Here is a 21,050-nt window from a genome sequence, read left to right as displayed (position 1 = left end):
ACCGAAGAATGAAGAAAGGATCCAGGATGTGTGACGGTCAGGCAAAGCGGTTTACAAGTTGCGAAGGGGCGCCGAACAGCAAATCGGTCAGGTTCGGCAAGGATCGGTCAAGCTCTGCACAAGATCAGCTCTTGAAAGCGCCCACAGGTCGTTCACGGAAGGCAAGATCAGAGCGTTTTTATGTCGCTCTTAATAACTGGAGTCCTAGCCGTGCCTCTGTGGCCGCCCAGCCGCCGTCTACGCCCCCAGCGCACCGCGCGGCCCGCACGTCGTGCCCGTAGGGCGCGGCGCTCCATAGCCGTGCTGGTGCTCACCGCGCTGGCGCTGATGCTGACCACCGATCAGGCCCTCGCCGAAGGCATGGAATTGGGCCGGATCCAGCTGCCCAGCCTCAGCCTGTCCTCACTTGCGTCGTGGTTCACCGACCCGAACTGGGGCAAGCTGCCGCACCAGCAGTCCGGCACCGCGGCCGGCCGGCGCCACCATGTGTCGGCCGCCGCGACCGAGGCGCACCGTGGCGCGGGCCACAAGCCGGGCAAGGGCCGCGGCGAGCTGGCCGCCTACCAGGCGCACCGGTCCACGGTGAAGGCGGGCAAGAGCGCCTCGTTCCGCGGCTTCAACGCCCGGACGAGCAAGCGCGTGGCCGCCAAATCGACGGCGCACTCGACGTACTACCGCAACGCCGACGGCTCGTTCAGCCGGAAGGTTTCGCCGTTCCCGCTGAACTACAAGGACTCCAAGGGCGACTGGCAGCAGATCGACACGGACGTCGCCCGCGGCTCTGACGGCCGCTTCGACGAGAAGTCCAACGCCATGGACGTCGCCTTCGCTCCGAAGGCCTCTGACCAGAAGCTCGCGTCGTTCGACAAGGACGGCAACAGCATCGCGTTCGGGCTCGACGGCGCCGCGTCGGTCGCCGGTACCGCCAAGGGCTCGACGGTCTCCTACCCGAAGGTCCTCCCCGACACCGACCTGCAGCTGACCTCGACGTCCGTCGGTATGCGCCAGGAACTGGTGCTCCACTCGGCGACGGCCGCCAACTCCTGGACCTTCCCGCTTCAACTGAAGGGCCTGACGGCCGAGCTCAACAAGTCCGGCGGGGTGGACCTGCGCGACGCCCAGGGCAAGGGCGTGGCGTCGATCCCGTCGGCGTACGCGTTCGACTCGAAGATCAACAAGGTCTCCGGCGAGCGCGCCACCACCCACGCGGTGACCTACGAGCTGATCACCGAGCACGGCAAGCCGGCGCTCCGGATGACCCTCGACAGCGCCTGGCTGCACGCCAAGGCCCGTAAGTTCCCGGTGACGGTGGACCCGGACACCTCGGTGTGGGACTACGTCCACACCACGTACGCGGAGTCGGGCTACTCGCCGGTGGACCGTTCGCAGGAGCAGACCATGAAGGTCGGCTCCTACGACTCCGGTACGCACTCCGCGGTCTCGTTCGTGCAGGACTGGCGGACCAGCTTCGACGGCTCCGGCGTGACCATGGTCTCGGCGAACCTGCACCTGTACGACATCTGGGCGTCGACGTGTACCCCCGAGTCGTTCAACGTCGCGCAGGCGTCGTCGGCGTGGGACCCCACGGACGCCATGACCTACCCCGGTCCCGCGCACGGCGCGTCGATCGGCAGCGTGACGCCCTCGGTGCCCCACGCGTGCGCGAACACCACCAGCAGTGCCACCGGCGGTGACTGGGTGACGGTGCCGCTGGACACGGCGTCCATCCAGAAGTGGGCCAGCGGCACCAGCGCGGACTACGGTCTGGCGATCTACGCCACGACCACGGACAGCCTGCACTGGAAGCAGTTCGCCTCCATGGCCAACCCGGGCGACGAGCCGTACATCGTGTACGACTACACCGGTGACATCGCGCCGATGGTCGAGGCGACCTTCCCGGCGAACAACTCCTCCGTCTCCACCGTCACGCCCGAACTGCAGGCGTTCGCGGACTTCCAGCAGAACCCGGTCGCGCAGCAGTACGACTTCAAGGTCTACAACTCCGCGGGCACGCTGGTCGTGGACTCCGGCTGGGTGACGACCCCCAACTGGACCGTCCCAGCGGGCAAGCTGACCTGGAACACCACGTACAGCTGGACCGCCCAGGCCTACGACGGCACCAAGTACTCGACCGTGTCCCCGGCGTCGGCGCTGACCACCGAGGTGCCGCAGCCGTTCATCACCTCGGAGCTGTCGCAGAACAGCAGCGACCACGGCTACGACGCGACGATCGGCAACTACACGACGTCCGACACGGACGCCTCCATCTCGACCGTCGGCCCCAGCCTCGACGTCGAGCGTGACTACAACTCCCGTGACTTCCGCACCTCGGGAGCCTTCGGTGCCGGCTGGTCGAGCATCTTCGACGCCAAGGTCACCGAGCAGAAGAACGCGAGCGGCACCCTGACCGGTGTCGTGATGACCTACCCGGACGGCTCCGAGGTCGGGTTCGGCAAGAACTCCGACGGTACGTTCTCCGCGCCCTCGGGCCGGTTCGCGATGCTGCGGTCGGTGACCTCGCCGACCGGCTACACGCTGACCGACAAGGACGACACCGTCTACACCTTCACCCAGTCCGTGGGCACGGGTGTGTACGGCATCACGTCCGTGAAGGACGCCAACAACCGTTCGGTCGACTTCACCTGGACCTCCGGTCACGTCACCAAGATGAAGTCCGCGGTCTCCGGCCGCTCCCTGAACCTCACCTGGTCCACGCCCAGCGGCGCGACGTCCGCACACGTGGCCACCGTGGTCACCGACCTGGTCGACCCGAACAACGTCAACAGCGCCCAGACCTGGACGTACGGCTACACCGGCGACAAGCTGACGCAGGTCTGCTCGCCGCTGTCCACCACCAAGTGCACTGCGTACGGCTACGCCAACGGCTCGCAGTTCCGCACCGAGGTGGAGAACGCCGGCGCGTCCTCGCTCTGGCAGCTCAACGAGTCCAGCGGCACCGTCGCGGCCAGCTCGGTGGGTGACAGCGAGGGCACGGACAACGCGACGTACAACAACGTCACGCTGGGCCAGAGCGGCCCGCTGGCCGGGTCCACCGCGACGGCGGCCCAGTTCAACGGCTCCTCTTCCTACGTCGAGCTGCCGCCGAGCCTGGCCTCCAGCTCCACCCAGCTGACCCTGTCGATGTGGTTCAAGACCACGGCGGCTTCCGGTGTGCTGTTCTCCTACTCCACGCTGCCGATCAGCAGCAGCATGACTCAGGGCCAGTACACCCCGGGCATCTACGTCGGCAGCGACGGCAAGCTGAACGCGGAATTCTGGAACAGCAACGCCGTCCAGCCGATCGTCAGCACCACCGCCGTCAACGACGGCGCCTGGCACGAGGTGGTCCTCTCGGGCGCCGGCTCCAGCCAGACCCTGTACCTCGACGGTGCCAAGGTCGGCTCGCTGTCCGGAATGATCTCCTACAGCAACGGCTACCACAGCGCGCTGCAGAACCACACCTACATCGGCGCCGGCTTCCTCGGCGGCACCTGGCCGGACGAGCCGCACTACTCGAGCACGGACGACACCGGCTACCCGACCTACTTCAACGGCACCATCGCTGATGCCGCGTTCTACCCGCGCGCGCTGACCGCCGACCAGGTCGCCCGGATCCACACCGCGGCCACCAAGGCGTCGCCGCTGCTGACGTCCATCACCCGTCCGTCGGGCAAGGCGTTCGCGGGCATCACCTACGACACCAACGCCGCCCGTGTCACCCAGCTGACCGACGAGAACGGCGGTGTCTGGAAGCTCAACCCGCCGACCATCGCCGGTTCCAGCAACACCTACCGGGGGGCGGTGCTGGGCAGTGCCCCCAACCAGTACTACCGCTTCGGTGAGTCGGCGGGAGCCTCGACGGCACTCGACGAAGTGCACGGTGGCCAGGGCACGTACAACGCGGTGACGCTCGGCGCGAGCGGTGTGTTCAGCGACCACACCACGGCGTCGTTCAACGGCACCAGTTCCGACGTGGCACTGCCCAGCGGCACCGTGCCGGGTTCGGGTGCCGAGTCGGTCGACATGTGGTTCAAGACCTCGACAGCCAACGGTGTGCTCTTCGCCGCGTCGAAGGACCCGTTGACCGGCAGCACCACACCCACGTCGTACACGCCGATCCTCTACGTGGGCAGCAGCGGCAAGCTGTACGGCGAGTTCTACTTCTCCGGCGGCTCCCCGAAGCCGATCGGGTCCGCGTCCGCGGTGACCGACAACAAGTGGCACCACGTGGCCCTCGCCACGTCCGCCACCAGCCAGTCCCTGTATCTGGACGGCAACCTGGTCGGCACCCAGACCGGCACCGCCGCCATGAGCGGTCAGAACTACACCTACGTCGGCGCGGGCTTCCTCGGCGGCAACTGGCCGGACGAGGCGCACCACAGCACCACCGACAACACCGGCTACGCCACCTACTTCAAGGGCTCCATAGCCGAGGCGGCGTTCTACCGCTCGCAGCTGTCCTCCGACGACGTGGACGCCCACTTCGAAGCGGCGCAGAACTCTTCCGGCCTGCTGCCGGTGAAGACGGTGACGGTGACCACGCCGACCAACGCGACGCTCACCTACACCTACGACGTCACGCACGGCAACCGCGCGCTGACCGAGACCGACGCCCTGGGCAACAAGACGAGTTTCGGCTACGACACGGCCGGCTTCGAGCACACCGTGACCGACCCCAACGGTTCGATGACCGTCACGGGTCACGACGTGCGCGGCAACATCGTCTCCTCGACGTCCTGCCAGGACCAGGCCGCGAACAAGTGCAACACCGAGTACTACACGTACTACCCGGACGACACCACGGCCCAGCTGACCACCGCCGACCCGCGGAACGACCAGCTGCTGACCGAGCGTGACGGCCGTTCCTCGTCCGCGACCGACAACACCTACCTGACGTCGTACACGTACGACTCGGCGGGTAACCAGACCGCGATCACCGGTCCAGCCGTCCCGGGCTTCCCGAACGGCCGTACCACGTCGACCGTCTACAGCGACGGCACCAGCACCTACCCGTCTGCCGACGGCGGCGTGGTGCCCGCCGGCCTGCCGGTGAAGACCATCAGCCCCGGTGGCGCGGTCAACCAGGTCTCGTACTTCAAGAACGGCGACGTGGCCTCCACCACCGACGCCATCGGCCTGGTCACCCAGTACACCTACGACGGCCTGGGCCAGGTCACCACCCAGAAGGTGGTCTCCGACACCTACCCCAGCGGCCTGACCACGACGTACAAGTACGACGCGGCCGGCCAGGTGACCGAAGAGGACGACCCGCAGCTCACCGACCGCGTCACCGGCGCCACGCACGCCGCCGTGACCAGCACGGTCTACGACGAGGACGGCAACACCTCCTCGCAGACCGTGGCCGACGCCAGCGGCGGCGACCGCTCCCGCACCCAGACGTGGACCTACGACCAGTACGACCACGTGGCGACCGAGTCGGACGCCAATGTGGCCGCAGGCGCGTCCTACGGCAACACGACGACGTACACCTACGACTCGTCCGGCAACAGGACCAAGGAGGTCACCAGCGCCGGCAACGAGACCCAGTACACGTACGACGCCGAGGGCAACCTGCTGACCCAGGGCCTCATGTACAAGGGTGACCCGGTCAACCCGGGGACCCCGAGCCTGCTCATCGAGTCCTCCCGGGCCTACGACCCGGCCGGGCGCCTGGCGTCGGTCACCGACGCGATGGGCAACACCACGTCGTACACCTACACCGACGACGGTCTGACCTCGACGGTGAAGCGGACCAGCGCCGACGGCCAGAGCACCTACGTGCTCGAGTCGGACAGCTACGACGCGGCCGGCAACCTGCTCTCGCAGACCACGGACAACGGCGAGAACGTCACCAAGTACACGGTCGACGCCGCCTCCCGGACCACCTCCACCGAGGACGACCCGACCGGTGTGGACCGTGTGACCACCGTGTCGTACACGCCGGACGACCAGGTCGCCACCGAGAACGACCACGACGCCTCGGGCTACGACCGCACCACCACCAACACCTACGACGACATGGGCAACCTGCTCAGCGAGACGCTGTACGGGGACGCCTCCGGTCACCCCGCGGGCTGGTGGAAGCTCGACCAGTCGTCCGGCACGTCCGTCACGGACGCCTCCGGCACGGGCAACACCGGTCAGGCCACGGGTGTCACGTGGAGCGACAGCGCCGCGACCTTCGACGGCACGACCTCCACGGGGATCGCCACCAACGGTCCGGTCCTGGACACCACCACGTCGTACACGGTCTCGGCGTGGGTGAAGATGAGCTCGCTGCCGACGCACAACGCGGCGGTGGTCGCACAGACCGGCACCACGAACAGCGCGTTCATGCTGCAGTACAACTACGCGCACACCAACGCGCCGCTGTGGGGCCTCGTCGACACGAGCAAGGACGCGACCAGCCCGACGTTCCCGGCGGCGTACTCCTCCGGCGCGGCGACCAGCAACACCTGGACGCACCTGGTGGGTGTCTACGACTCCACCACCAGCGCGATGAAGCTGTACGTCAACGGCACCCTGTCCGGATCGGGTGGCACCAACACCACGCCCTGGGCGGCCACCGGCCCGCTCACGATCGGCCAGGACAAGTACGCCGGCGCCACCAGCGACGCGCTGCCCGGTTCCGTCTCGAACGTGCAGGTCTACCAGCGCGCACTGTCGGCCTCCGAGGTCTCCTCGCTGTACGGCAAGGGCCGCACCGGCGGCACGGTCGGCTCCTCGGACGCGCAGACCACGAAGTACACCTACGACAAGAGGGGCCTGCCGACGTCCATGACGGACGCCGAGCAGCACACCACCACCTACTCCTACGACGAGGCGGGCAACCTCGCGGTCACCACCGCGCCCGCCGTCCAGGCCGAGCCGGACGGCACCACGGCCTCCACCGTGCACCCGGTCACCACCAGCGGCTTCAACACCTTCGGTGAGGCCGTCGAGGAGCAGGACCCGAACGGCCTGGTCACCACCACGGCGTACGACGCCGAGGGCAACAAGGTCTCCGAGACCCTGCCGCCGTACACCCCCGCCGGCGGCTCGACCGCCAACGCGGGTACCACCGTGTACACGTACGACAGCGAGGGCAACCAGACCTCCGTCACCACGCCGGGCGGCAAGACCACGTCCTACCTGTACGACCAGATGGGTAACCTCGCCCAGACGACCGCGCCGGACGGGACGAAGACGCACGCGACGTACGACGCGGACGGCGACCAACTGTCCGCGACGGATCCGACCGGCGCGCAGACCCAGGCCACGTACGACTTCCTTGGCCGGCAGTTGACGCAGTCGACGCTGGAGCGCTACCCGTCGACGAAGACGCTGACGACCACGAACTCCTACGCGGTCACGTCCGGCAACCCCTTCGGAGCACACCTGGCCTCGACGACGTCGCCGGGCGGTGTGACCACGTCGTACGGCTACAACCGGACCGGTGACATCACCTCGGTCACGGACGGTGCGGGCAACACCACCCGCTACACGTACGACTTCATGGGCAACCGTCAGAAGACGATTCTCGCCGACGGCACGTACACCGAGACTGACTTCAACGCCTCCGCGGACCCGGTCGTGACGAAGCAGTACGACGCCAGTGGCACGAAGCTCTGGGAGACCGACCAGCAGTACGACGGTGTCGGCAACCTGACCGCCTCCACCGACGCCAACGGCCACACCAGCCACTTCACCTACGACGCGGCCGGTACCGTCACCCAGGAGACCCAGCCGGTCGACGCCTCCACGTCGATCACCACGACGTTCGGCTACGACGCCGCGGGCAACCGCACGCGCTTCACGGACGGCCGTGGCAACTCCTGGCGGTACTCGTACACGCCATGGGGCCAGCAGGAGAAGGTGATCGAGCCGACCACCGCCAAGTACACCTCGGCGGCCGACTCGACGACGACCTTCGCCTACGACGCGGACGGCCAGCTCACCAACGTGACGCTGCCGGGTGGCGTGACGACGTCGATGACGTACGACTCGCTGGGTCAGTTGAAGTCGATGTCCGGCCAGGGCGCCGACGCGGCCTCCGCGACAAGGCACTTCACCTACGACGCCGACGGCCGGGTGCTGTCCGCGGACACCGACGAGGCGGGCATCGCCGGAGCGGTGGACCACCAGGCGGCCACGCACGACTCGTTCACCTACGACGACCGCAGCGATGTGCTGACGGCGTCGGGCTCGGGCGGCTCGTCCAGCTTCGCCTACAACAACGACGGTCAGATGACGTCCCGCTCGGACGCGGCGGGCACGACGGCGTACGGCTATGACACGGCCGGCCGCTTGTCGTCCCTGAACGACGCCACGACGGGCACGCAACTGACGTACAGCTACGACAACCTGAACCAGCTGAAGACGATCAAGTACGGATCGACGGGGCAGACCCGCACCTTCGGCTACAACAGCGCGCACGAGCTGACCAGCGACACCCTGGTCCAGGGCGCAACGACCCTGGCGAGCTTCGGCTACGGCTACGACAACAACGGCAACCTGACGTCGAAGACGACGACGGGCGTGTCGGGTGCGTCGTCGAACACCTACACCTACGACTGGGCCAACCGCCTGACGTCGTGGAACAACGGCACGACGACCACGCAGTACGCGTACGACGCGTCGGGCAACCGCATCCGCAACGGCTCGAACGTCTACACGTACGACGAGCGTGACGAGCTGACCTCGGACGGAGTGCACAGCTACGACTACTCGGCACGCGGCACGATGACGCAGGAGTCGTCGGCCTCCGGCACGGTGGCGTACAAGACGGACGCCTTCGGCGGCCAGGTCGTCGCCGGTGAGCAGTCGTACACGCTGGACGCGCTCGGCCGGAACGTCTCCGACCGTGACACGGGCACCGGCTCCACCCGGACCTTCGCCTACTCCGGCGCGGACAACACGATCGCCTCGGACGGTGACTACACCTACAGCTACGACCCGGCGGGCGGCATCGTCGGCATCAAGCCGACGGGCGGCAGCGGTGTCCTGGCCCTGACGGACCAGCACAACGACGTGGTCGGCACCTTCACCTCGGGTGCCACCTCGCTGGCCGGCTCCGTGTCGTACGACCCGCTCGGCAAGGTGGTCTCGCCGACCAACACGATCGCCGGCCACCTGGGCTTCCAGTCCGGCTGGACGGAGCCCGGCACGGGTGACGTGGGCACGGCGTCACGCTGGTACAACCCGGGTACGGGCCAGTTCCTGAACAAGGACAGCGTCTCGCTGGACCCGGTGCCGAACTCGGTGGCGGCGAACCCGTTCGCCTACGTCGACGACAACCCGCTGGCGGGTACGGACGACTCGGGTCACTGCTCCTGGTACGACGTGGTGTGCGGGGCCAAGAAGGTCGCCCACCATGTGGCGCACGCCGTCAAGCACGCGGTCCACAAGGCCTACCACGCGATCAAGCACGTGGCCCGCAAGGTGGTCCACGCGGTCAAGCACGCAGCGCACAAGATCGCGCACCGGGTGCGGGACGTGTACCGCGCCACCGTGCGAGTGGTCCGGCGCGTGTACCACTACGCGGCCAGACACGTCAGACGCATCTATCACCGAGTGGTCCATGCGGTTCACTCCGCGTACCACAAGATCTCGCATGCGGTGCACCGTGTGGTGCACGCGGTGAAGAAGGCGGCGAAGAAGATCGCCCACGCCGTGAAGAAGGCCGCACACGCGGTCGCCCACGCGGCAAGGACGGCCTACCACGCCACCGTCAAGGCCGTGAAGTCGGCGGCGAAGTTCGTCAAGCACCACGCCGCGGCGATCACCTCCTTCGTGGTCTCCACTGCGGTCTTCGCCGGCTGTGAGGCGATCACCGGCGGCGTCGGCTCGATCGGCTGTGCGGCCGCCGCGGGTGCGGCGGGCTCGCTGGTCGAGCAGGGCTTCAAGTGCGCGGAGAACGGCGGCGGCGACTGCAGCGTCGGTGCGTTCGCGGGCTCGGCGGTCACGGGTGCCGTGGCCGGCGCGGCCGGCGGCATCCTCGGCAAGATCGGCGGCTCCCTGCTGGCCAAGGCGGCCCCGAAGGCGATGAAGGTCGTCGGCGGCCTGTTCGGCAAGGGCGTGACGGACGCCGGCGAATCAGCGGCGGCTGATGCCACGGATGGAGCGGCATCCGCTGCGGAAGCGGAGGAAGCCGGGACTTCGGCTCAGTCGCATTCCGACGGAGCGACCTGTCACAGCTTCACTGCAGGTACTCGGGTGCTGATGGCCGGCGGCACGACCAAGGCCATCGACCAGGTCAGAGTCGGCGACACCATCGCCAACTCGGTTCCCGGCGTCGCAGGTACGGAGTCCCACAAGGTCACCGCGGTGATCGTGACCCACACGGACCACGACTTCGTGGACCTCGAGGTCAAGGCCGACGGCAAGTCTGCGGGCAAGCAGTCGGTGAAGGCCGACGTGAAGACGCTGGCCCGCAAGGCGGCCCGCAAGGCGGGCTTCGGCCTGGCGGCATCGGCCGCGATTCTGGGCGCGCTGTCGGCCAGTCACGGTCACGGCGACGCGCACCAGCCGGCGACGGCGCCCGTGGCGGCTTCCAGCCCGGTGGCGAGGGGTTCGCACGACGCACACCTGACGACGACCTTCCACCACCCCTTCTACGACGAGACCCAGTCGGCCTTCGTCGAGGCCAAGGATCTGAAGGCGGGCGACGTCCTCCAGACGCCGACCGGCACGGCCCAGGTCACGGGTGTCCGCCTGTACCACGCGAACACCACGACCTACGACCTCACGATCGGCACCCTCCACACGTACTACGTGGAGGCCGGGACGGCTGCCGTCCTGGTCCACAACTGCGATTACGAGAAGGAGGCGTACGACCGTGCGACGGAACTGCACAAGGGTCTGTGGAAGGGCCCGGAGGACGGCGATGGTGGATACGCCTACAAGAACGACACCACTGCCGTGGTCAAGGCGGTTGATGGCGAAGGCAATGTGAAGACCGTCGTCGCCTCGAACCGACGTTACGTCCCTCGGGCCATCAAGGATCAGCTGGGCGAGGGTGAGGTCTACGCCAACGGCAAGGGCCATGCGGAGATGACGGCCCTCGACTACATCGACAAGCAAAATTGGACGGTATTGGGGGGTGCTGCGAACCGAAACGTCTGTGCCTACTGCGAGAATTCGCTCAGATCGCGCGCGATGGCTCTGGTGGGTGAGACCTTCAAGGGCTGGGTGCAGACAGTGAACGGACGATTCCAGTACATGGGTGAGAGGATGTTCAGGCCATGAGCGAAGCAGAGGACCTCATGACCCGCGTGGCACGGCTGGACGAGGCAGGCAAGCAGACCATGGCGGCATTGCTGCTCGTCAGGTACTGCAGCTGGCACACCGACCCCAAGTTCCAGCAGTGGTTCGGGCAGGCCCGGGACGCGCTGGCACACGCCACGTCAGCCGCTCGTGCCGTGCTTCAAGGAGAGGCTCCTGACCTTGCAGGCCTTCGGGACGAGGTCAGCGAGGCGCTGGAGGCCTGTGATCCGGACGGACCGCCCTTCGAGGCGGAAATCACGGATCACTTGGTGTTCGCCACCGAGGTGCTCGACTTCCTTCTCGCGCCCGGGGAGACAGATGCGCTTGCCCAGGCCTTCGGACGTGCTGACGAATTGGCAGAGGCGCGCGGCGAAATGGCGCAGGAGGAACTGCCCGAGGGCCATGAGTTGGCGACGGTCGACTTCGAAGGCCTGGAAGCCGATGCTCGAGAGGCAGACAGTGCAGTGCCTTTGAACCAGCGTGCGGCTTTGCAACGCAGCGAGGAATTCGCCGACCTGTATGCGCGCGTCATCGGGCTGAGCTACTCCGAAGAAGATGCCGGGATGAGCGACTGACCTCGCTCCACACGCGTCGGGGATGAGTACCAGGTGAGGGCGATCCGCGGGTAGCGGTATCGCCCTCACCTGCGTGTGCCCTCGGCATGGTGAGCGTGATCATGGCCTGATCATGGCCTGGTATTGACGGGCGTGTTTGTCGTAGCGGGTGGCCAGGGCTTTGTTGTGCTTGACGAGCCGGTAGGAGTCGGTGCTGGTCGCGATGATGGTGCCAGCGCACGCCGCCAAGGGCACACGACCGTGACGCTCGTCGCAGCGTCGCCCGTCGCCGCCTCGCTCGGCGTCACCAGCGGCCCCCTGCGCCTCACTCCGGGGCGACCCGGTGGAGCGCCAGCGCGTCCCGGCGGTGCGTCCTCGCGTCGGAGGGGGCACACACCAGACGCCCGACTGTGGAGGGAGCACCGGGCAGCGGGTGCTCGCCGCGCAGCGCGGCCTCGACGAACAGGCGCAGCCGTTCGGCACACCTGCGATAGAACCGTAGCTGGGTGCGGCGGCCGAACAGGCGCCAACCGAGGAAGGTGATCCGGTCCAGGGTCGGGGCGCCCTGCGAATGGCATGAGACCACGAACAGCACCTCACCGGTGTCCTGCCGCTTCACGACCTCGTAGGTGGCCTTGCCGCGTTCCAGGTGGCCCTCCAAGGTCTCGTAAGCCCATCCCCAGACGCGGTCGGTCCCGGCGCGGGTCTCGTCCACCACCTCGGTGACGCGCACACCGCAGTAGAAGCGCATGCCGTGGAATCGTGCCTCCAGCAGCATGTCGCGGCCGAGCAGCGGTGCGGCCGGGTCGTAGAGCGCTCGCACGATCTCCGGCGGCGAGAACTCGTAGTCGCGGACCAGGCGGCAGGCTTGTTCCCATGGGCCCGCCGGCTCAGGCGGGCCTGGTCGCTCCTCGGGCAGCGCGGTGCGGTGGACGTCGATGTTCCAGGTCGGCCGGCGTACCTCGTCGGTCGAGTAGTTCACGCGCGCGTCGGTGAGGTTTCGCCACACCTCTACGGCGTCGAGCCGTCCGAAGGCCCAGTCACCCAAGGAGATCACTCGGACTTTCGAGCGAGTCGCCGATCAGCCACAGCGTCGGCGGCCACAGACCCACGAAGAGCGCGCGCCGCTCGGCGTTCCCACGTTGCTCCTGGTCGACGGTCTTCGCGCGCACCCACAGCGTCACGCACAGGCCGACGGTGGCGAGCGAGGCGAGGTGCAGATGAGCACTCCGCACACCCGCGCGGTGCAGGAGCTGGACCACCATGGGGGCCTCCGGGGGCAGCCTTCTTGTGCCGACATCACCATGTTGAGTACCCGTTTATCCGGGTAGGCACATATTGATGGTTCTTTATGGTAGTTCGCCAGGCTAAGGGCAAGGGATGACGCGCACGCACTGTCCTCGGATGCTCACCGTGCTCGTGCGGTGGTTCCTGGGCACGCTGCTCGTGACGTGGCGCTATCTGTGGGAGACGACGCCTCTGCACCGGGGCGGCGAGTGCCGGGGGGACGCGACCGACTTTCCACCGCAGCTGCCGCCCGAGGCGGTCGACAGCCGGGTGCAGCTGGCGCAGAACGGCTGCGGGCCCCTGTTCCACCGTCTTTTTCGCGTGCGTATCGCCGATGCCGAGGTCGGTCCGGGCCGGCTCATCGAATGGGTCTGCTGCGATTTCAAGCGCTTCGTGCCCTCCGAGGTGGTCGACATCCACACCGGTGAGGTCGGCGACCACGGCCTGGACGTCGCGGACGAAATGCTGGTGGAGATGCCAGGACCCTGGAACGGGCCCGTCAAGGTTGTGCACCGCGACGTCGATCGTCTGCACCTGGTGACCCTGCGCGGTCACATGGAGGCCGGCCAGGTGCAGTTCCGTGCGCGAGAGGACGACGGCCTGCTGGTGTTCGAGATCGAGCTCTGGGCTTGCCCCAGCAACCGTTTGGTGCACCTTCTGTACTCGCACCTGCGCCTGGCGAAGGAGGCTCAGCTCAATATGTGGGTCCGGTTCTGCCTGTCCGCCGCCGCGATGTCGGGGGGCCGACCGGTCGACGGTGTGCACATCCGCACCCGTTGGCTCGAACCGCCCGGAAGGACACCGGTACGTCCCCTGGCCTCAGCCGGGAAGAGCTCTCCGGGCGGGGCTCAGAGCCAGCAGGCTCCGTCGTCGGGAGGGTTCGGTGAGCCAGGCGCGAGCCGGGACCACCCATGAAGGGACAGCAGGTGACGGGCAGCCCGCTTCAGGACCGGACGGTCGTGATCACCGGAGCCGCGCGCGGGCTGGGAGCGGCACTGGCTTACGAACTGGCCCGGCGCGGGGCGCGCCCGGCACTTCTCGGCCGGCCTTCGCGGAACGGCTGCTCGCGGACCCGGCCGCGGTGCGGGCGCGGGTGCGCCACACCCCGCATCGGGGCGGCACTCGCGTCGGTCTCCGGCGCGGTCACCCTGGCACCGGGCGGCGACTGCATCGTCGTGGACAAGGTGCAGGACAAGGCGACCGCCGCCCGTGGCGCCGGGGTCACCTTCATCCCCAGCGTCTTCGGCCGCCCGCACCTGGTGGCGGTCCACGCGCCCGGGTGGCATCCGGTGGTGCAGTACCCCGTCGCCGAGCCGAGTCCGTCGGAGCCGGTCTCTCTGGAGACGGTCACCCTCCGGCTGGAGGCGCTCGCGCATCCGGTACGGCTGCGGCTGCTGCGCACACTGGCCCGCGGCCCGCACACCACCGGCGAGCTGGCCCACTTCTGGGAACTCTCACCCCCGGAGGTGTCCCGCCACCTCGCCGTCCTGCGCCGCGCGGGCCTGCTCACGGCTCGGCGGCACGGTCGTTACGTCCGTTACACCCTCAAGCTGCCCGATGTGACGGCGCTGGGCGCCGACCTGCTGGCGGCAGTACTGCGCTGACCGGCTTCCGTCTGTCGGAACGCCCCGGGTGGTGCCCTCGGCGTGTGGCCGGGCGAGAGGGTGCCTTCCGCGACGCCCGCACCGTCCACGCCCACCCTCGGCCGTCGCACGCATCCCAGTCGCGGCGGACGCCTACGGCCTCAAGGTGTACGGCGACAGGGGTGGTCCTGCCACGCTTCTGACGGGCCGATCGACGTACCGGGACAGCGATGCGCCGAAGGTCACACCACCCGTGCCGCGGCGATCGGCCGGTCGGTGACCGTCAGGTTCTCCGCCGTGGTCTTGCTGGTGTTGACGCTCCACCGATAGCGCGAGAACTCCCCAGTGGCGTCGGAGGCGTAGAACATCATGTGACCGATGCCTACGCCCTGGAAGTTCTCGCCGGTGACATTGCTGACCATGCGGCTGTCGGGGTACGCCGGGTAGTTGGACAGGCCGTACACGCCGTGCGGGTCGGAGGTGCAGTCGATGATCTCGACGGCGTACTGAGTCTCCCCGGTGAAGTCGGCGGTGCCGGTGAAGGTGCCCTTCACCTCGCGGACCATCACGATGTGGCCGGTGTTGTCCGCGACCTGACCGTTGTAGTCGATCGCGATCAGGTCGCCGGGCCGCAGGTCGGTCACCTTGCGGATGCGCCGGAAGTGGGGCCCGGCCGTGCCGTCGGCGAAGGCTTTGCGGTAGTCCGCGGCCTCCGGGATGGTGTCCTGGAAATACTGCGTGAAGTAGTCGTCGGTCGCCCAGCCGTAGGTGTGCTTCAGCACCCGCGTGAGGAAGGACGAGCAGCGGGCGTGGGCGATCCACGTCGTCGGGTCGTCGGGAGTGCCCCATGTCACGGACGACGGGGAGCCGATCAAGTAAACGTTGTTGGCGCGGGCCGTCCGGCCGCTGATGACGGCGACCTCGTCGGCGGTCAGTGCGCGGCCGTAGGCGCGAACGTCGTCGATGGCGCCGTTGAAGCGGTTCGCCGGGGCGCTGTTCCACTTGGCGCGCCCGATGTTGAAGCCTTCCGTCGCGGCCCAGGACAGGGTCGAGTCCGCGCTGCCCTCCAGCGTGCCGTTGACGTAGAGGTGGATCTGCGCGCCGTCCCAGACACCGGCCAAGTGTGTCCAGAGGCCCAGTGTGGCGGGGTTGGCCGCCAGCGCGGAGACCTTCGTGCTCTGGTCCGCGCTGCGCACTTTGAATGCCCATGTGCCGGCTGCGTCGTCGTACTGGAGGAGGAAACGGCTCACCATCGAGCCGTCCTGGCTCACCGCGGTGTACATGGTGGAGAGACTGGCCGCGTCCGACAGACGCACCCACGCCGAGACGGTGAACGGTGCCGTCGTGTCGAGGACCGAGCCCGTGGCCGCGTACGCACCCGACGTGCCGTCCAGACTCAGCTCGCCGCCGGCCCGCAGCGTCGTCCACGTCGCGCCCGAACCGAGGGTGACGGGGTGTTCGTAGCCCGACCGGTCGGCTGCCGTGCCGTCCAGCGGCCAGTGACCGACCAGACCGTCCGGCAGGTGACCGGCCGCCAGCAGACGCTGGTACTGCACCATCTGCTCGGCCTGCAGTAGATGCGGCGCCGACACCGGCGTGAACGGAGTGTCCAGTGGTGCCTCGGCCACAGCCGTACCGGCGCCCTGTACCACACCCGCCAGCGCCCCGACTCCCACGAGCGCGGCCCCGCCCAGCAATCCGCGTCTGCTGACCACTCCGGCCATTGCGTCCCCTCCCCTAACAGGCCGATCGGCTATGACCGGCCCGCCTTTTGAATCATCGGGGTGAGTCTAACCAGGTGGGCGAATACCTGGTTGACCGGCCATCAGCTCCTTGCCACCGACAGGCCATCGCCGGCGACTGGAGCACTGCCCTGTCCAAGCTGGGCCTGCACTGACCCGCTCGGGCGGGCACCGGCACCGAAGCCTTCGCGTTCACCGGGCCCGCTCGGGATGCCGCCTCGCGGATGGGGCCCAATCAGCGCGTTACACGTCCGCCTTCTGAAAAGACCGCGCGAGTACCGGGCATGTGGCACCGTGGACGCGAGCTCGGCCCGTCGCTGTCCTCGTGGTGGTGGGCCAAGCTTCATTCAGCAGGCCAGAGCGCCTTCGAGGACGAGTTGGGACACGCACGCCGTGGCATCCCCGTCCTTGAGGAAGCCGGTCAAGGACCGACGGGCAACCGCTGCCACCGGTTGGGCGATCCCCGGTTGACGCCGGCTCGGTGGCCGAGCCGGCGTCAAGGGCCCGGCACGTGTCACACGGCGTCCAGCTCGGCGATTTCCTCGTCTGTCAGCTTCAGCTCGGCAGCGGCCGCCGAGTCACGGATGGTCTCCGGCCGGCTGGCGCCGGGGATCGGAACGACGATCGGCGACTTCGCGAGCATCCAAGCCAGGCAGACCTGCTGCGGGCTCACGTCGTGAGCCTCGGCTACGCGCGCGAACGGTGCGTAGGCAGAGCCCAGTTCGCGCGCACGGGAGATGCCGCCCAGGGGGCTCCACGGCAGGAACGCGATGCCGAGCTCGTCACACAGCTGAAGTTCCGGCTCGCTGGAACGGAAGGCTGGTGAGAACTGGTTCTGGACGGAGACCAGGCGGCCGCCCAGGATCTCGTCCGCCTGCCGGATCTGGTCCGGGTCGGCGTTGGAGATACCGGCCATGCGGATCTTGCCCTCGTCGAGGAGTTCCCGCACCGCACCGACCGATTCGGCGTAGGGGACCTTGGGATCGGGACGGTGGAACTGGTAGAGCCCGATGGCCTCCACGCCAAGGCGGCGAAGGGAGGCTTCACAGGCCTCCTTGATGTGCTTGGGGGAGCCGTCCTGCGTCCAACTGCCGTCCCCGGGACGCAGGTGGCCCCCCTTCGTGGCGACGAGGACATCCCCGCCCAGCGCGTGGGAGGCGAGAGCCTTGGCGATCAGGGTTTCGTTGTGACCGACTTCACCGGCGTCCCGATGATAGGCGTCGGCGGTGTCGATCAGCGTCACGCCGGCGTCGAGCGCGGCGTGAATGGTAGCGAGGGAGCGTGCCTCCTCGGGGCGGCCCTCGATCGACATGGGCATGCCGCCCAGTCCGATCGCGCTGACCTCGACGTCACCGATGCGGCGAGTGTGCATGTGCTCGAGACCTCTTTCGGCTACGGGGAACTGATGCTGGCCGACACCTGCGGCAGGGGCCCGCGGCAACGCGGCACAACCCAGCGTCGTGGAGCAGCGGCCAGGGGTCCAATAGAAGAAAGCGAACGCATTCAGCAGCGAGTCATCTGAATGGGGCGACCTTCACAACGCTCGCCGATGGCAGCGCGAGCCGGACCGCGCGCAACGACCATGTCGCTGGGCGAGGGTCCGACATCCCGGAGACCTGGGCGGAAGTCCCGCGGCAACGCGGGTGCGTGCCTGGCTGCCCGTCAGACGGTGCTGTCGGCCAGGGTCTCGCGCACCACGATCGCCGCGCGCTCCGCATCCTCCCGCGAGACGTCGAGGTGGAACACGAACCGGAACTGCGGTCCGCCCGTGCAGAGCACACCCCTGGCGGCCAGCCGCTCCACCAGATCCTGCGGGGTGACACCCGCGACGGCCCGTGCGAACACCATGTTGGTGCGTGCCGCGCCGACCTCGATTCCCGGTACGCCGTCGAGAGCTTCGGCGAACAGCGCGGCGTTGGCGTGGTCCTCGGCCAACCGCTCGACGTGGTGGTCCAGCGCGTACGACGCGGCCGCCGCCAGTACCCCCGCCTGCCGCATGCCTCCGCCCAGAACCTTCCTCCACCGCCGGGCCTCACTGACGAGTTCCCGGGAGCCGAGCAACACCGAGCCCACCGGTGCCCCCAAGCCTTTGCTGAAACACACCGACACGCTGTCGAAATGCTCCGCGATCTTTCGCGCTCCCGCGTAGGGATCGCCGCCGCCGGCCACCGCGGCGTTGAACAGCCTGGCCCCGTCCAGGTGCGTCGCCAGTCTGTGCTTGCGGGCCACGGCCGTGGCCGACTCCAGATACTCCGGAGGGATCGCCATGCCTCCGAACGTGTTCTCCAGACACAGCAGCCGGGTCCGCGCGAAATGCGGATCGTCCGGCTTGACCGCCGCCTCGATGTGCGTGAGGTCGAGTGTCCCGTCCTCCTGGTGCGGCAACGGCTGCGGCTGAATCCCGCCGAGCGCCGCCGCCCCGCCGCCCTCATGGGAGTAGACGTGCGCGTTCCACCCTGCGATGTACTCGTCACCACGCCCGCAGTGACTGAGCAGTGCGCACAGATTGCTCTGGGTGCCTGACGAGACGAAGAGCGCGGCGGGGAAACCGAGCAACTCCGCCACCCGTTCCTGCAAGGCATTCACGGCCGGATCGTCACCGAACACGTCGTCCCCCACCTCGGCCCGCGCCATGGCGGCACGCATCGGATCGGTGGGGCGGGTGACGGTGTCGCTCCGCAGGTCTATGACGTTGTCCATGCCTCCTTCCTACCCGGCCACCGTCCGGGGAGCGTCGGCGGGGCGGCCGATCCGCTTCACGTACTGGCCCCCCGGAGACCCATGCGGCGCGGCAAGGGGCGCGGTGCGGGAGGACGTCGTGCGTGTGCGGGCGGCCGGGCACCGGACGTGAGTCCCAGGCGTGCAGAGATTGCACCTGTGCAACTCGGCGTCGCCGCGGGCGCGATGTACGGCTTCACCATGTTCCGCCTGATCATCACCGAGCAGGAACGAACCCCGGTGACCTTCTGCGTACCTTCTCCATTCGATCTTGTCGCCGACGGCATGGTGAGCTGGTGACACCGGCGCGTCACCCCCCAACCGGGTTGCTCACCGGCTACGGGCGAACGGCGATAAAATTACCCAAATCGGTGGCCGGGCATCCGTACCTTAGGCTGCCGCTCGACCTGTGTGACCTTGGGGAGCGGCACGGTGGCGAGGTCTCCTGAGGAACGCGGAGTCACGCACAGCGGTGGTGTGCGAGGCAGGTTGCTGGCCGTGCTGCCTGCTCTGCTGCTGTTCATCGGCCTGTTCGTCGGCCTGTTCACACCCCGCGATGTCAGGCCGGACGCCTTCCTCGCCACGGCCATGGTTTCCGCCGCCGCGCTGCTGCCCCTGTGGGGGACCGTGCTCATCGGAGTGGGCGCGTGCGCCGTCTTCGTCGGCCTGATGGTGGACTTCGATTCGCTGCGGGATGCGACCGCCTACTCCGAGCTGGCCACCCTCGCGGCGATCGCGGCATTCGCCGTCTTCTTCAACCGCCTGCTCGGCCGGCGCGCCCATCAGCTGGTCCAGGTCCGCTCAGTGGCCGAAACCGCCCAGCTGGCCGTGCTGCATCCGGTCCCGCGACACCTCGGGCCCGTCACGCTCGAGAGCCTGTACCTGGCCGCTGCGGCGGAAGCCCGGATCGGTGGTGACCTGTACGAGGCCATGCACACCCCGCACGGCGTGAGACTGCTCATCGGCGACGTACGCGGCAAGGGCCTGCTCGCGATCCAGACGGCCGCGACGCTGCTCAGCGCTTTCCGGGAAGCCGCCCACGACGCGCCCGACCTGCCCCACCTCGCGCGCCGCCTGGAGACGAGCATGAGCCGCCATGCTTCCCAGTACCCGGGGTTCCCGGGCTCGGAGATCGCTGAACGGTTCATCACGGCCCTCCTCGCCGAGATCCCGGACGATGAACCCGTCGTCAAGACCGTCACCTGCGGCCACCCGCCCCCGCTGCTGCTGCACCGCGGCTTGGTCCGGGAGGTGCAGCCCGCCGATCCCTCGCCGCCGCTCAACCTGGGCATGCTGGTGAGCGACGGATACCACGTCGACCTCGCCCCCTTCCACCCCGGAGACCAGATCCTGCTGTACACCGACGGGGTCACGGAGACCCGCGACCGCTCCGGCGCCTTCTATCCCTTCGCCGCACGCATCCGCTCATGGAGCGGCGAGGCGCCCCACCAGCTCCTCGAGCATCTCCACCGCGACCTGATCGCCTACAGCGGCGGCGAGCTCGACGACGACATCGCCGTCCTCGTCGCCCGGCGGCGCCTGAGCACCTGAGACGAGGCTCTGACCTGCGCAGGTTTGCCGGAACTCGTGGGGAACGGTCGGTCAGCCCGGCTTTCCCGTCAGCCCGCCGGAGGCGCATGCACTTGTGCGCTGCGGTGCGGGACATGTCCAACCCGGCGGCGACATCGGCGCCGGGCCCGGCCGGATCCAACACGTCGGGACGAGCAGCCGCCCGCCGTGAACGGTCAACCGGGCATCACCGTGAGACAGGACACGGAGACCTCCGTGCGGTTCGTTCCTGGACAGCTCCGTCAAACCAGAGGCCTCAGCCATGATGAACCCGGGGCGGTGGAACTGGGCGTCAAGGAACCGGTCCGCCGGGTGTGACCCGGGCACTCCGCCTGGGGTGTCCAGCCGTGCCG

The 21,050-nt window shown here is 68.4% G+C and carries 11 protein-coding genes and 1 pseudogene; 6 read left to right on the top strand and 6 right to left on the bottom strand.

Annotated features, from left to right (window positions below; genetic code table 11):
* Positions 1–210: 210 nt before the first annotated feature.
* Positions 211–11,226: a LamG-like jellyroll fold domain-containing protein gene (locus tag N8I84_RS02860; protein WP_263227866.1), complete on the top strand. Its 11,016-nt coding sequence runs from the start codon at positions 211–213 to the stop codon at positions 11,224–11,226.
* Complete coding sequence (locus tag N8I84_RS02855) at positions 11,223–11,819, top strand: hypothetical protein (RefSeq protein WP_263227865.1); 597 nt, start codon at positions 11,223–11,225, stop codon at positions 11,817–11,819. Before N8I84_RS02860 ends, N8I84_RS02855 begins: the two co-directional genes overlap by 4 nt.
* Before the next feature lie 99 nt (positions 11,820–11,918).
* On the opposite strand, the gene N8I84_RS02850 is transcribed toward N8I84_RS02855, so the two are convergent.
* The 3 genes from N8I84_RS02850 to N8I84_RS02840 all read right to left on the bottom strand — a co-directional run bounded on the left by N8I84_RS02850 (position 11,919) and on the right by N8I84_RS02840 (position 13,063).
* Positions 11,919–12,047, bottom strand: a complete 129-nt coding sequence (locus tag N8I84_RS02850) for a hypothetical protein (RefSeq protein ID WP_263227864.1) — start codon at positions 12,045–12,047, stop codon at positions 11,919–11,921.
* A gap of 76 nt (positions 12,048–12,123) precedes the next feature.
* The gene (locus tag N8I84_RS02845) at positions 12,124–12,855 is read right to left on the bottom strand and encodes a DUF1990 domain-containing protein (protein ID WP_263227863.1); all 732 of its coding nucleotides are present in this window, start codon (positions 12,853–12,855) and stop codon (positions 12,124–12,126) included.
* Positions 12,839–13,063 carry a hypothetical protein gene (locus N8I84_RS02840; protein WP_263227861.1) on the bottom strand — a complete coding sequence of 75 codons (225 nt, stop codon included), beginning with the start codon at positions 13,061–13,063 and terminating at the stop codon, positions 12,839–12,841. Before N8I84_RS02840 ends, N8I84_RS02845 begins: the two co-directional genes overlap by 17 nt.
* A 139-nt stretch (positions 13,064–13,202) precedes the next feature.
* On the opposite strand from N8I84_RS02840, the gene N8I84_RS02835 reads away from it, so the two are divergent.
* The gene (locus N8I84_RS02835) at positions 13,203–14,000 is read left to right on the top strand and encodes a DUF1990 domain-containing protein (protein ID WP_263227860.1); all 798 of its coding nucleotides are present in this window, start codon (positions 13,203–13,205) and stop codon (positions 13,998–14,000) included.
* Positions 14,001–14,124: 124 nt separating this feature from the next.
* Positions 14,125–14,689, top strand: a pseudogene (locus N8I84_RS02830) (DUF5937 family protein); the annotation flags it as partial.
* 221 nt (positions 14,690–14,910) lie between these two features.
* On the opposite strand, the gene N8I84_RS02825 reads toward N8I84_RS02830, so the two are convergent.
* From N8I84_RS02825 to ltaE, 3 genes are all read right to left on the bottom strand, one after another.
* Positions 14,911–16,392 (bottom strand): LamG domain-containing protein, encoded by a 1,482-nt coding sequence (locus N8I84_RS02825; RefSeq protein ID WP_263227856.1) that lies wholly within the window; start codon positions 16,390–16,392, stop codon positions 14,911–14,913.
* 532 nt (positions 16,393–16,924) lie between these two features.
* The gene (locus N8I84_RS02820) at positions 16,925–17,782 is read right to left on the bottom strand and encodes an aldo/keto reductase (RefSeq protein ID WP_263227854.1); all 858 of its coding nucleotides are present in this window, start codon (positions 17,780–17,782) and stop codon (positions 16,925–16,927) included.
* 290 nt (positions 17,783–18,072) lie between these two features.
* Positions 18,073–19,110: a low-specificity L-threonine aldolase gene (gene ltaE, locus N8I84_RS02815; RefSeq protein WP_263227853.1), complete on the bottom strand. Its 1,038-nt coding sequence runs from the start codon at positions 19,108–19,110 to the stop codon at positions 18,073–18,075.
* A 177-nt stretch (positions 19,111–19,287) separates the two neighbouring features.
* Here ltaE and N8I84_RS02810 point away from each other — a divergent pair, with 177 nt between their 5' ends.
* Together N8I84_RS02810 and N8I84_RS02805 are read left to right on the top strand one after the other, a co-directional pair.
* Positions 19,288–19,428 (top strand): hypothetical protein, encoded by a 141-nt coding sequence (locus N8I84_RS02810; RefSeq protein ID WP_263227851.1) that lies wholly within the window; start codon positions 19,288–19,290, stop codon positions 19,426–19,428.
* 177 nt (positions 19,429–19,605) lie between these two features.
* The gene (locus N8I84_RS02805; protein WP_263227849.1) at positions 19,606–20,679 is read left to right on the top strand and encodes a PP2C family protein-serine/threonine phosphatase; all 1,074 of its coding nucleotides are present in this window, start codon (positions 19,606–19,608) and stop codon (positions 20,677–20,679) included.
* The last annotated feature ends 371 nt before the right edge of the window (positions 20,680–21,050 follow it).

Source organism: Streptomyces cynarae, from assembly GCF_025642135.1.
Taxonomy (GTDB): domain Bacteria; phylum Actinomycetota; class Actinomycetes; order Streptomycetales; family Streptomycetaceae; genus Streptomyces; species Streptomyces cynarae.
Note: the sequence above shows the minus strand (reverse complement) of the source record. Positions and strands in the feature narration are given on the sequence as shown.